Below are 12,868 nucleotides of genomic sequence, written 5' to 3' on the forward strand. Positions count from 1 at the left end.
CCTGATGGATGTATCAAAAGGCCGTCTGAAAAGTTTTGATTTGATTGTTTACCTGATACAGGAATATTTTTATGAAACAGGCGGTTGATCCTTATGCGAGTTTCCGTGAGCTGACATTGCGGGGGATAATTCTCGGCGCGTTGATTACGGTGATTTTTACGGCATCCAATGTGTATTTGGGCTTGAAGGTGGGCTTGACTTTTGCGTCTTCGATTCCGGCTGCGGTAATTTCGATGGCGGTTTTGAAGTTTTTTAAAGGCAGCAATATTCTGGAAAATAATATGGTGCAGACTCAGGCTTCGGCCGCGGGTACGCTCTCCAGTATTATTTTTATTCTGCCGGGTTTGCTGATGGCCGGTTATTGGGCGGGCTTTCCGTTTTGGCAGACTACGCTGCTGTGTATGTCCGGCGGTATTTTGGGCGTGATTTTCACTGTGCCTTTGCGTTATGCGATGGTGGTGAAGAGCGATTTGCCTTATCCGGAAGGCGTGGCGGCGGCCGAGATTTTGAAGGTCGGCGACCATGATGCGGACAAACAGGAAGGTGGCAGCGGTATCAAGGAGTTGATGTCGGGCGGCGCTCTGGCCGGTTTGATGAGCTTCTGCGCAAGCGGTTTGCGCGTGGTGGCAGACAGCGCGAGCTTTTGGTTTAAAGGCGGCGCGGCGGTGTTTCAAGTGCCGATGGGCTTTTCGCTGGCTTTGCTGGGCGCGGGCTATTTGGTCGGCCTGACCGGCGGTATCGCGATTTTGCTGGGTATTTCGATTGCCTGGGGCGTGGCCGTGCCTTATCTGTCGGCGCATATTCCGCAACCTGCCGATATGGAGATGATTCCTTTTGCGATGTCTTTGTGGAAGGAAAAAGTCCGTTTTATCGGCGCGGGTACGATCGGTATCGCGGCTATTTGGACGCTGTTGACTTTGATGAAACCGATGGTCGAGGGCATGCGCCTGTCTTTCCGCAATTTCGGCGGCGCGCAGATGGCCGAGCGCACGGAACAGGATTTGTCGCCTAAGGCGATGATTGCCTGGGTGTTGGCGATGATGCTGGTGTTGGGCGTGTCCTTCTTCCACTTTATCGGCGACTCGCATATTTCCGGCGGTTTGGCTTGGCTGTTGGTGGTCGTATGTACGCTGCTGGCTTCGATTATCGGCTTTTTGGTGGCCGCGGCTTGCGGTTATATGGCTGGGTTGGTCGGTTCATCTTCCAGCCCGATTTCGGGTGTGGGCATCGTCTCTATCGTCATTATTTCGCTGGTGTTACTGCTGGTCGGCGAATCCGGCGGCTTGATGGCGGACGAGGCAAACCGCAAATTCCTGCTGGCGTTGACGCTGTTTTGCGGCGCGTCTGTAATTTGTGTGGCTTCGATTTCCAATGACAACCTGCAGGATTTGAAAACGGGTTATCTGGTAAAGGCAACGCCTTGGAAACAGCAGGTTGCGTTGATTGTCGGCTGCGTTGTCGGCGCATTGGTGATTTCGCCTGTGTTGGAGCTTTTGTATGAAGCCTACGGCTTTACCGGCGCGATGCCGCGTGAAGGCATGGATGCTGCCCAAGCCCTTGCCGCGCCTCAGGCAACTTTGATGACCACCATCGCCCAAGGTATTTTCTCGCACAATCTGCAATGGGATTATATTTTCACCGGCGTGGGCATCGGTGTGGCGTTGATTGCGGTCGATTTCACATTGCGCAAATCTTCCGGCGGCAAGCGCGCTTTGCCGGTATTGGCCGTGGGCATGGGCATTTACCTGCCGCCGTCTGTGAATATGCCGATTGTAATCGGAGCGGTATTGGCGGCGGTGTTGAAATCCGTCATCGCCCGCCGTCAGGAAAACCGTGAAGGCCGTCTGAAAAATGCGGAACGTATCGGTACGCTGTTCTCCGCCGGTTTGATTGTCGGCGAGAGCCTGATCGGTGTGATTATGGCGTTTATCATCGCCTTCTCCGTTACCAACGGCGGTTCGGATGCGCCTTTGGCCCTGAACTTGGAAAACTGGGATACGGCCGCCAAATGGCTGGGCTTGGCGTTTTTTGTCTTCGGTATGTTCGTGTTTGCACGCCGCGTGTTGAAAGCAGGACGTTAAGTTTGTAGGTTGAGAAAAGGCCGTCTGAAACCCAAAAAAATGGGGTTTCAGACGGCCTTTTTTAGTGGAAGTTTGTTTGGAATGATTTTAGGAAGTTTGGGTATAATTATCGCGGGGCTGGTAGCAAAAAAGCCCCATTGCAGTGGGGCTTTGTGCTGAAACCGCCCTAGAAAGGATGGTTTCAATCATGAAACATACCACTCGCACGGGTCGTTCATGGCTGAGACTGCGGACAGTCGTTAGGATTATCTTAACCCTGTTCCTGCTCTTAGTCAATTAAACGGCTGAAAACAAAAAACTGTTTTTCAGTTTCCGCCTGTTTGTCATGAACGGGCGGTTTTTTATTGTTTAACGCTGATTCAAACAATCTGCAATCGCTTTGGCAATTTTGGCACTGGCGCCTTGGTGTTGCGAAATGAATTGCTCGGTGTGGCTGATCAGCTGTTGGCGCAGCGTTTCGTCGTCGAGGTATTGGCGCGTGGTTCTGTACCAGGCTTCGGCGGTTTCGACGCGGACGGCGGCTTTGGCTTCGACGGCGCCTTTGCAGGCTTGGGCAAAGTTGTAGTTGGAGTAGCCGAAGAGGGTGGGGACGCGGCAGGAGATGGGTTCGATGATGTTTTGACAGCCGGCATCTACGAGGCTGCCGCCGACGAAGGCAATGTCTGCGCTGAGGTAGTAGGCGGCAAGCTCGCCCATACTGTCGCCTATCCAAACCTGTGTGTCGGGGGAAACGGGTTGTCCGTCGCTGCGTTTTTGGACGGTATAACCAAGCGATTTGGCGGTATCGTAGGCCGTCTGAAAATTTTCAGGGTGGCGCGGGACGATGACCAGCAAGGCATTGCCGCGGTAGCCCTGCCATGCTTTGAGGAGCAGCTCGGCTTCGTCTGTGCCTTTGTATACGCGCGTGCTGGCACAGACGACGACAGGGCGTGCGCCGATGCGTTCTTTAAAGGCGACGGCAAGCGGACGCAGGTCGTCGGGGGGCGCGATGTCGTATTTGGTGTTGCCGCAGACGTGGACGTTGGACGCGCCGATGAGGTGCAGGCGTTCGGCATCGGCGGCGGTTTGGGCAAAGCAGCCGGAGAGGGTCTGCATGGCAGGCTCGACCAACTTGCGGATTTTAAGATAGCCGCGTTGGGATTTTTCGGAGAGGCGCGCGTTGGCCAAAAAGAGGGGAATGCCTGCTTTTTGGCAGCCGTGCATCAGGTTGGGCCAGATTTCGGTTTCCATCAAAATGCCGCAGATGGGGCGGTGTTCGGCTAAAAATCGGGCGACCCATTCGGATTTGTCGTAGGGCAGGTAACGGCATTGCGCATCGGGGAACAGGGATTGCGCGGTGGCGCGTCCGGTCGGCGTCATTTGGGTAATCAGAAACGGCGAATCGGGAAAATGGCGGCGCAATGCCTGCACCAAAGGTTCGGCCGCACGCGTTTCGCCGACGGATACGGCGTGTATCCAAATCGGATGTTGCACGGGATTGGGATACGCCTGCCCGAAACGCTCGTCCCAATGCTCGAGATAGGCTGGGGATTTGAGGGCGCGGCGGCGCAGGTGGCGGCGGATCAGGAAGGGGGCGAGGTGCCACAGCGTGGCGTAAAGGCGGCGTATCATGCTTACGGGTCTTGTGTCGGAATAGGCCTATTTTATCGGAAACTGAAACGGAAGATATAGCTTTGATGCGTGTTTTACGCAAAGGAAACAGGCCGTCTGAAAGGTTTCAGACGGCCTTTGGTTCAGGCGTAAACGCTTTTACTTCACTTGCGCCATGTATTTTTTCAGACGGCCTTTGCTTTGCATGGCGCGGTTTTCCATTTCATCGACAACGGCTTGCGCTTTGGCTTTGTTCACCGGTTTGCCGACCTGGATCACGCCGCTCATGTTCATCATGCGGTGCGGCGGGCAGGTATAGACATACACGCCTTCCTTGTCGAGTTTGAGGGTGAAGTCTTTGCCGTCTTCGGAGAGGAAGTCGGCAACGCCCTCGGGCAGGGCTTTGCTTTGCACCCAGTGGCCGCTGTTGGTGGCTTTGAAGGTTACGGTGTCGCCGACTTTGGCGTTGACGTAGCCGGGTTCGAACACCATGCTGCCGTCTTTGCCGTTGTCGAGCATTTTGACTTCGTGGTTGGCGGCGTATGCGCTGAGGGACGCGGTCAGCATCAGGAGGAAGAGGGATTTTTTCATGGGGGAGTCCTTTTTGTGAAGAGTATAAAATGGTTGCGGGGCTGGTTTCTTGGTGGCAGATTTCTCAGCTAGGATTGCCGCATCGGGCGGATAACGGGCAGGCCTTTGCTGTCGTACAAAAGTTCGATGTCCACTTTGTACAGCCTGCCGATCATGTCCGCCTGCAACACGTCCTGCGGCGCGCCCTGCGCCTGTACTTTGCCTTCGCCGAGCAGAATCACGCCGTCTGAAAACTGCGCGGCGAGGCTCAAATCATGCAAGACCATCAGCGTAACCAGATTGTGTTCGTGCGTGTATTGCACCACGCGCTCCAAGAGGTTCAACTGGTGGTGCATATCCAGCGCGCTGACCGGTTCGTCCAGCATCAGGATTTCGGGGCGGCGCAGCATGACTTGGGCAAACATCACAAGCTGCCGCTGTCCGCCGGAAAGCCGCATGACGTCGCGGTGCGCCAAGTGGCCGATGCCCAGCTCCGCCATGATACTTGCGGCTTCGTGCAGCAGTTCGTCGCCGACGTGCATGTGCAGCGCGTCCATGCGGCCGAGCAGCACGACTTCCAGCGCGGTCAGCGAGGCTTCGGCGGCGGTGTCCTGCGGCATATAGCCTATGCGTTTGCGCCAGCTTTGCAGGTGGATTTTGCTCAACACTTCGTCGCCGTAGCAGATAGCGCCTTTGTGCGCCACTTCGCCGAAAATCGTTTTCATCAGCGAGGATTTGCCCGTGCCGTTCGGGCCAAGCACGGAATAGACTTTGCCTTGTTCCAGCGTCAAATCGATATTGTCGGCGACCACATAATCGCCGCGCCGGATGTGTACGTTTTCAAGTTTCAACATTTCAGACGGCCTATCGTTTCGTTAATACAATCCAGAAGAAGAACGGCACGCCGACAAACGACGTAACAATCCCCACCGGAAACAGCGCGCCGGGGATAATCACCTTGGACAACACGCTGGCGACCGATAAAAACGCCGCCCCTGCCAGCATCGCGCCGGGCAGGAAGAAACGCTGGTCTTCGCCCAAAAGAATCCGCGCCACATGCGGCGCGACCAAGCCGATAAAGCCGATCACGCCGACAAAACTGATTGCCGTTGCCGTCATCACCGCCACCAATACCAGCGTTTTCAGGCGCAAAAGTTGCAGATTGATGCCCAGCCCGACGGCGCGTTCTTCGCCCAAGCGCAACGCGGTCAGCTTCCACACGTCGCGCGAAAGCAGAAACACGCATACCGCCGTAACCGCCGCCGTAACGATGACCGTCTCCCAAGTCGCCTTGGTCAAGCTGCCGAACAGCCAAAACAGAATCTGCTGCGAAATCTCAGGCGCGGCGATAAACTGAATCAGCGACAAAATCGACTGAAACAGAAACAACAGTGCAATCCCCACCAGCACCAGCATCGCCGAGTTGAAGCGGCGCGCCGAAGCAAACAGAAACAAGATGCCCGAAGCCAGCATGGTCATCACAAACGCACCAATGGGGACGGCGACCGTTTCAGGCAGTCCGAAACCGCCGAACGCAATCACCACCGACGCGCCCAAACCTGCCGCCGCAGCCAAACCCAGCGTATAAGGGCTGGCCATCGGGTTGTTCAAGAGCGTTTGAATTTCCGCACCGCCGACACCCAAAGCCGCACCGACCACCAGCGCCATCACCGCAATCGGCAGGCGCAAATCCATCACAATTAGGCGGTTCATTTCATCGACTTCGGGTTTGTCCAGCAAAACATTGACCACTTCGCCGACCGGCAGCGTGTCCGTCATCGCCGGGCCGGTGGCGATGTCGAATAGGAAACTGACCGCCGCGATGATTAAAAACATCAAAATAATCAACCAACGCTTGCCTTCCAACTTGCGCTGGTTTTTCACAATCTCGGCGATAACCGAATCATTCATGTTTCAAACCTTTAAAAAAGAATGTTGATAAAGGGGAGAACGGGTTTGCCTTTTTCTTCCGCAAAAATTTCAGACGGCCTTCCGATTTAAAAGGCCGTCTGAAAATCTAAACTACCTTATTGTCCTTTCGGATACAGGTAGAACGTACCGTTCGGTACAACCGGCAGGTTTTGGCGGTAGAAGTCCAGATAGGTTTTCTCAGGGTTGAAATCCTTAAACAACTGCGGATAAATCGCTTTGGCCATAAACTGAATCGACGCGCTGTCGGACAGCGTGCGCGAGTTGGCGTGGTAGGCGGCGTAGAGGCGGTTGTTTTTAATCGCAGGCAGGTTGGCCCAGCCGGCGCGTTTGGCAAAACCGGCCAAGCGTTTTTCCGCTTCGGCTATCGGAATGCCCCAGCCCATCACCATGGCAGCAGGATTTTTCTTCAATTCGGTTTCGCGGCCGGTAATCACGATGACGTCAGGTTTGGCGGCGAGGACTTTTTCAGGATTGATCGGGCCGTAGAATTCGACCGAAGAAGCGGCGATATTGTTACCGCCGACCAGCGTTGCCATCGAACCCCACATGCTCTTGCCGAAGGTAACGCTGTGTTCGGCAGGGCCTTTGTTGCCGAACTCGACATAGACTTTAGGCTTGGGCAGGTTGGCTTTTTGCACGCGCGCCTGGATGGTGTCGGCAACGCGTTTGTAGTCTGCCGCCAGTTTGTCGGCTTTTTGCTGCTGGCCGGTCAGCGTGCCGATGAGTTTGGTCGATTGAACGTGTTTGGCCACTGTTTGCGCGTTGTAGTCCAACACGACGATGGGGATGCCGGCTTTGTTGATGCGGTCGAGATCGGAACCCAAAGCTTTGTATTGCCATTCGGCCAAAATCAGCAAATCGGGTTTCAACGCCAATACTTTCTCAATCGAGAAAGTGCCAACTTCCACTTCGCCCACGTCGGTCAGCTGATTCAGTTTAGGCACGGCTTTGCTGAATGCCGCCCAGCTTGGCGGCGCCCAGTCGGCCCAAACTGCTTTGGAAAAACCGACAACGTTGTCCAGCGCGGTTTTACCGCCGATGGCCATGTAGTCTTGGTAATAGAAGCCCAAAACCACGCGTTTGGCAGGCAGGTCGACGGTTACCTTACGGCCTACGGTATCGGTCAGCTGAACGGGTTTGGCAAAAGCCGATACGGAGCCGACGGATAAAGCGGCGGTGGCAATCAAGGCAGAAAGTTGCGTAAATCTCATAAATCATTCCTTTAGAATATGATGATAATTACTATCTTTTAGTAAATTTACAAGGTATTGGGTATTTTTTCAAGTTAAACGAAAGGATAGACATGTTTCGGAATAAAAAGTTGCATCATTAAACGAAGGAAGAGTGTTGATATAGGGATTGAGTATGATGAAGCCCTAGTGAAAAGGAAGGGTATTTGTAAACCTAAAGCCATAAGTGGGCAGTAGCTGGAAGGGATAGGCGAAGGGTTATTGATGGCCAAGATACAAGGCCGTCTGAAACCTTGCGATTCGGGGTTCAGACGGCCTTTGATGCGAACATAAAGGCTGTTGTTTCACTTGTTCCGTATATTTTTTTAGACGGCCTAAGCGGTGTTTGGGAAAAGTGAAAAAGGTTGGTTTTTGAAATGGCGAAATAGGAAAGGCTTGGGGGAAATCGGGTGTCAACCCAAAATGGGAAAAATAAAAAGGGCGTGTTCAATACGCCCTTGTGTCGGTTTCGGATATTTTGCGAATTTCAGACGGCCTTGTCTTCGTTCTGTTCGCTTTGGTTGAGGATTTTAATCAGTTTTTCGGCTTTTTCCGGGTCTTCGCAGCGCAGGATTTTGGCGGCATCGTTTTCAAGATGGCCGGTGTGGCTGTGCAGGATGATGTTTTTAACCGAAAGCAGGTTGTTAGGGTTCATGGAGAATCGGCGTAAGCCCATGCCGAGCAGCAGGCGGGTAAAGACGGTATCGCCGGCCATTTCGCCGCAGATGGAGACGCCTTTTTCCATACGGTTTGCCGTGCGGATGATGTGTTGCAGCGTTTTGAGGACGGCAGGGTGGCCGGGTTGGTAGAGGTGGCTGACGCTGTCGTCGCCGCGGTCGACCGACAGGAGGTATTGAATCAGGTCGTTGGTGCCGATGGAAACGAAGTCGACGAGCTTGAGGATGCTGCCGACGGTCATGGCGGCGGACGGGATTTCGATCATGCAGCCGATGCTGACCGGGCCGAAGGTTTCGCCGCGTTCGGTCAGTTGGCGTTGGGCCGTGTCCAGATGGATAAGGCATTGGCGCACTTCTGAAATGGATGTAATCATCGGCCACATCATGCGCACGGGGCCGTGGGCGGCGGCGCGGAGGATGGCGCGCATTTGGGTGCGGAACATGACCGGCTCGGCGAGGCACAAACGGATGCCGGTCAGGCCGAGCGCGGGGTTGAGGCTGCCGTTGGGCGTACTGTTTTGGCCGAACCAGCGCGGATTTTTATCGACGCCCAAGTCGACGGTGCGGATGGTGATGTTTTTGCCTTTGAGTTTTTTGACGATGCCGGCATAGACTTCGTATTGTTCGTCTTCGGTCGGCATGTTGTCGCGGTTGAGGTAGAGGAATTCGCTGCGGAACAGGCCGACGCCGTCTGCGCCGAAGTTGTGCAGGGCTTTGATGTCTTCGGCGGATTCGATGTTGGCGAGCAACTCAATGTTGATGCCGTCGGCCGTGGTGGCGGCGGTTTTTTTGATTTTGTTGAGTTCGCGCTTGTGGCTGCGGTATTCGCGGGCGAGGCGGCGGTATTCGTTGAGGACGACTTCGTCGGGATCGATGATGAGGACGCCGTTGATGCCGTCGACGATGACGATTTCGTTTTCGGTGATGAGTTTGCGGGCGTTGTGCAGGCCGATGACGGACGGGATGTCGAGGCTGCGGCCTAAGATGGCGGTGTGGCTGGTCGGGCCGCCGGCATCGGTTACGAAGGCGGTAATGTGCTGCTCTTTGAATAGTACGGTATCGGCAGGCGAGAGGTCGTGCGCGATGAGGACGGTGTCGTCAAACAGGTTGCCGGCGAGGTTGATTTCGTTGCTTTGACCGACAAGGTTGTTGTGGATGCGGCGGACGACTTGGAGCATGTCCTGTTTGCGTTCGCGCAGGTAGTCGTCGTCGATGCTGTCGAACTGGGCGGCGAGCTTGTCGCTTTGTTGTTTCAATGCCCATTCGGCGTTGATTTTCTGCTCGCGCAAAATGTCGATGGGTTCGCGCGAGAGGGTAACGTCGGTCAGCAGCATGAGGTGTAGGGAAATGAACGCGCCCAATTCGGTCGGGGCGTTTTCGGGAATCGCGCCGCGCAGTTGTTCCAATTCTTTGCGCGTGGCTTTGATGGCGTTGTCGAAACGGGCAACTTCGGCATCGAGCTTGTCGGGATCGATGTCGTATTGGGGAACTTCCGCCGCGCCGCGCGTGATGAGGTGGGCGTGGCCGATGGCGATGCCTTTGCCTGCGGCCACACCGTGTAGGACGATGCTCATTATTCGCCCTCGCCGAAGTAGTCGTTGATGAGGTCGGTCAATGCCTGCATGGCGGCGGCTTCGTCTGCGCCGTCTGTTTCCAGCTCAATCACGGTGCCTTTGGCGGCGGCCAGCATCATCAGGCCCATAATGCTTTTGCCGTTGACGCGGTTGCCGTTTTTGGTGACCCAGACTTCGCTTTGGAATTGGGAGGCGGTTTGGGTGAATTTGCTGGAGGCGCGTGCGTGCAGGCCGAGTTTGTTGATGATTTCGATTTCTTGTTTGAGCATGGATTTCCCCTAATGGTTGTAAAGTGAATGGTTTCAGACGGCCTTAGCCGTTTTCTTTGCACACCAGGTCTTCGGGTGCGGATGTAATGGCGAAAATGCCCCGGATGGCGGCTTCTTTGACGGTTTCGGTGAAGTCGGAGAGGTTTTCGGCTTGTGATGAGTATTGGATGGCTTTAATCATCATCGGGGCGTTGAGGCCGGTCAGGATGGCGGATTTGTTTTCGCGCACCAGCCGGCGTGCGGCGTTGCACGGGGTGGCGCCGAAGATGTCGGTCATGATCAGTACGCCGCGGTTGTCGGGAAATTCCTGCAAGGCGGCGATGGCGTTATTGATGATGTCGTTTTGGTCTTCATTGGGCTGAACGCCGAGAATACGGACGTTTTCGGGAAAGCCGTTGGGGAAGAAATGGTGGGTCAGCCCTTGGTAGGCTTCGCCTATGGTTTCGTGCGTGATGATAAGCAGGCCGATCATGATGTGTTCCTAGTGTTGGTTTGAGGCCGTCTGAAAACCTTTCAGACGGCCTTGGTTTTATTTGTTGTTTAAGGCGTAGATTTCGCCGAGGTTGCGCCAGCAGCCGGCGGCATCCATGCCGTAGCCGAAGACGTAGCGGTTGGGCACGTCCAAACCGACATAATCGGCTTGGGTCGGTTTTTCTTTGTCGATCAGCTTGTTGGCAAATACGGCCGCACGGCAGCTCGCCGCGCCCATTTCCAACAGTTTTTCCTGAATGGCGGCCATGGTGTGGCCTTCGTCCAAGATGTCGTCCAAAACGACGACATGACGGCCTTTGATTTGCTCGGGGTCGGGCATGCGTTTCCAGTTGAACGCGCCGCCTGCGAGTTTGTCGCCGTAGCGGGAAACGTGGACGTAGTCAAAGTCCAGAGGGAAGCGCAACAGTGGCAGCAGCTGTCCTGTAAACACCACCGCGCCACCCATGACAGGCAGCAACAGGGGGTATTTGTCGGCCAAGTCGCGAGTGATGTCGTCGGCAACTTTTTGCAAGGCCGCGCGGCATTGTTCTTGGTCAAACAGCAAGTCGGCGTTGTCCAGCATGGCTTGGGTTTCAAGGCGTTTGGTTTCTAAGTCGGTCATGATAGGTCGTGTTGGGTACGGTTAAAAACAAATTATATAGCGGATTCAATCAATTTTCGATACAGGCCGCAATGGCGTATGGAAAGGGAGGAAATTGAAACCGAACGTGTTCAGACGGCCTTTTGTCCTTCCGCTTCGTCCACCAGCAAAAATGCCGCCAAAGCCAAAGCGGTCAATACCGCCGTCAACACCATCGCCCGTCCGTAATTGTCCGCACCGGCGCGCCCGAGATAATCGTAAATCAAAGTGGTCAGCGTCTGCCATTCGGGGCGCGACAGGAACAATGTGGCTGCAAATTCGCCGATACACGTTGCCGAAGCCAAAGTCAGGCCGCGCCGCAAAGCCGGTTTCAATAAAGGCGCAGTTACATAACAGGCCGTCTGAAAACCGTTTGCGCCCATGGTGCGCGCCGCCGCCGCGTAATCTTTGGGTAAACCGTCCCACGCGGCCAATACGTCTTTGGCCACAAACGGATACGCCAACAACGCATAAGTCGCCGTCAGCAGCCACAGCGAAGCCGTCCACTGCGGATAGAGCAGCAATACACCAAACGCGATGCACACGGGCGACACCATAAACGGCAAAAACATCAGCGCGCGCAACCACGCCATTTGCCGTGCCGCCGCCGCATACAGCACGCCCAAAACCGTTGCCGCCGCCACGGCTGCCGCAGAGAAACGGATCGTGTTCCACGCAGCCGCCCACGTTTGCGCTTCCAGCAAAACTGCCCACGAAGAGCCTGCCGCTGCCGCCTTGAGCCACACCGCCGCCAAAGGCAGCAGGCAGCACAGCACCAACATGGCCAATACCGTTGCCGTCAGCCATTTTTCCCAAGCCCGTACCGGCGAGCGCGGAGGCAAGGGCGAGACCGACTTATCCACCGCCACGCGCTTACTCCAATACGCATACAAACCGCCGGCCGCCGCCGTAGCCGCCAGCACCAGCCACACCAACACCGACGCACGCGCCATGTCCAACTCGTAAGCCACCAGCCGGTAGATTTCCACTTCCACCGTTGCAAAACGTTCGCCGCCGAGCAGCAAGGCCAGCCCGAAGCCTGAAAAACAATATAAAAACACCAGGCACGCGCCGCCGACGACCCATGCACGCACCACCGGCCATTCGACCCAGACAAACCGCCGCCACGCGTCCGCGCCCAACGATTGCGCCGACAGCAACCGCGCCTGCGGCACGCGCACAAATCCCTGATACGCCGAGCGCACCAAAACCGGCAGGTTGAAAAACACATTGCCGTAAATCAGCAGCCACGGCGTGTCCTGCCAACCTGCCGCCAGTATGCCGTGTGCGCCGAACAAGGCTAGCACACCCATGCCCGCCACCAAAGTCGGCATCACGAAAGGCAGCATCAGCAGACGCAAAACCATACGCCGTCCGGCAAAATCCATCCGCGCCAGCACCCACGCCGAAGGTACGCCCAAAGCTGTAACCAAGACGCAGGTCAAAACCGCCTGCGCCACCGTCCAGCCCAAGCGCAGGCGCATATAGTCATCAGCCACCACTTCCGCCCAAGCACCCTCGCCGTCGTAAAACGCCAGCGACAGCAAAGGCGCGGCCACCATGACCGCCAAGAAACCCAAAGGCAGCAGCAACAGCGCACACCGCCGAATCCAAACCTGCATCGATGCGTACCCGAGAATAAAAACGCCTATTTTAGCCCGAGTTCGGCGTAGAAGGTGGTATTCCTGCCCTTGTTTTCAGACGGCCTGGGCAGCCTGACGGATAAAACTGATGTTTATTCAAAATTTTCAAACATTTACGAAATGTCTTCAAAAAGGCAACATAATTGGTTGGGCATTTTTGATACAATCCGCCGCTTCAAAAAATCAAATAAA

Annotated in this window: 11 protein-coding genes; 1 reads left to right on the forward strand and 10 read right to left on the reverse strand. The window is 55.4% G+C overall.

Annotation, left to right across the window (positions count from 1 at the left end):
* Positions 1-71 precede the first annotated feature (71 nt).
* Positions 72-2,081 carry an OPT family oligopeptide transporter gene (locus tag HMPREF2596_RS01015; protein WP_070848972.1) on the forward strand — a complete coding sequence of 670 codons (2,010 nt, stop codon included), beginning with the start codon at positions 72-74 and terminating at the stop codon, positions 2,079-2,081.
* Between the two features lie 348 nt (positions 2,082-2,429).
* Here HMPREF2596_RS01015 and waaA read toward each other — a convergent pair whose 3' ends face one another.
* The 10 genes from waaA to HMPREF2596_RS01065 form a co-directional block, all read right to left on the reverse strand.
* The gene (gene waaA, locus HMPREF2596_RS01020; protein WP_070848974.1) at positions 2,430-3,692 is read right to left on the reverse strand and encodes a lipid IV(A) 3-deoxy-D-manno-octulosonic acid transferase; all 1,263 of its coding nucleotides are present in this window, start codon (positions 3,690-3,692) and stop codon (positions 2,430-2,432) included.
* A 138-nt stretch (positions 3,693-3,830) separates the two neighbouring features.
* Positions 3,831-4,262 carry a plastocyanin/azurin family copper-binding protein gene (locus HMPREF2596_RS01025; protein WP_070848976.1) on the reverse strand — a complete coding sequence of 144 codons (432 nt, stop codon included), beginning with the start codon at positions 4,260-4,262 and terminating at the stop codon, positions 3,831-3,833.
* A 68-nt stretch (positions 4,263-4,330) separates the two neighbouring features.
* Positions 4,331-5,095 (reverse strand): ABC transporter ATP-binding protein, encoded by a 765-nt coding sequence (locus HMPREF2596_RS01030; RefSeq protein WP_070848978.1) that lies wholly within the window; start codon positions 5,093-5,095, stop codon positions 4,331-4,333.
* A 10-nt stretch (positions 5,096-5,105) separates the two neighbouring features.
* Positions 5,106-6,152 (reverse strand): FecCD family ABC transporter permease, encoded by a 1,047-nt coding sequence (locus HMPREF2596_RS01035; RefSeq protein ID WP_070848980.1) that lies wholly within the window; start codon positions 6,150-6,152, stop codon positions 5,106-5,108.
* 116 nt (positions 6,153-6,268) lie between these two features.
* A complete protein-coding gene (locus HMPREF2596_RS01040; protein ID WP_070848982.1) occupies positions 6,269-7,384 on the reverse strand; it encodes an ABC transporter substrate-binding protein in 1,116 nt (371 codons plus the stop codon).
* 505 nt (positions 7,385-7,889) lie between these two features.
* Complete coding sequence (ptsP, locus tag HMPREF2596_RS01045) at positions 7,890-9,653, reverse strand: phosphoenolpyruvate--protein phosphotransferase (protein ID WP_070848983.1); 1,764 nt, start codon at positions 9,651-9,653, stop codon at positions 7,890-7,892.
* Positions 9,653-9,922 (reverse strand): HPr family phosphocarrier protein, encoded by a 270-nt coding sequence (locus HMPREF2596_RS01050; protein WP_003747940.1) that lies wholly within the window; start codon positions 9,920-9,922, stop codon positions 9,653-9,655. Before HMPREF2596_RS01050 ends, ptsP begins: the two co-directional genes overlap by 1 nt.
* A 43-nt stretch (positions 9,923-9,965) precedes the next feature.
* Positions 9,966-10,394 (reverse strand): PTS sugar transporter subunit IIA, encoded by a 429-nt coding sequence (locus HMPREF2596_RS01055; RefSeq protein WP_003747942.1) that lies wholly within the window; start codon positions 10,392-10,394, stop codon positions 9,966-9,968.
* A 57-nt stretch (positions 10,395-10,451) separates the two neighbouring features.
* Positions 10,452-11,015, reverse strand: coding sequence for a hypoxanthine-guanine phosphoribosyltransferase (locus tag HMPREF2596_RS01060; RefSeq protein ID WP_070848985.1), 564 nt, complete (start codon positions 11,013-11,015; stop codon positions 10,452-10,454).
* Between the two features lie 110 nt (positions 11,016-11,125).
* Positions 11,126-12,655 carry an ABC transporter permease gene (locus HMPREF2596_RS01065; protein ID WP_070848987.1) on the reverse strand — a complete coding sequence of 510 codons (1,530 nt, stop codon included), beginning with the start codon at positions 12,653-12,655 and terminating at the stop codon, positions 11,126-11,128.
* Between the last annotated feature and the right edge of the window lie 213 nt (positions 12,656-12,868).

This window comes from Neisseria sp. HMSC078C12 (assembly GCF_001838065.1).
Classification (GTDB): domain Bacteria; phylum Pseudomonadota; class Gammaproteobacteria; order Burkholderiales; family Neisseriaceae; genus Neisseria.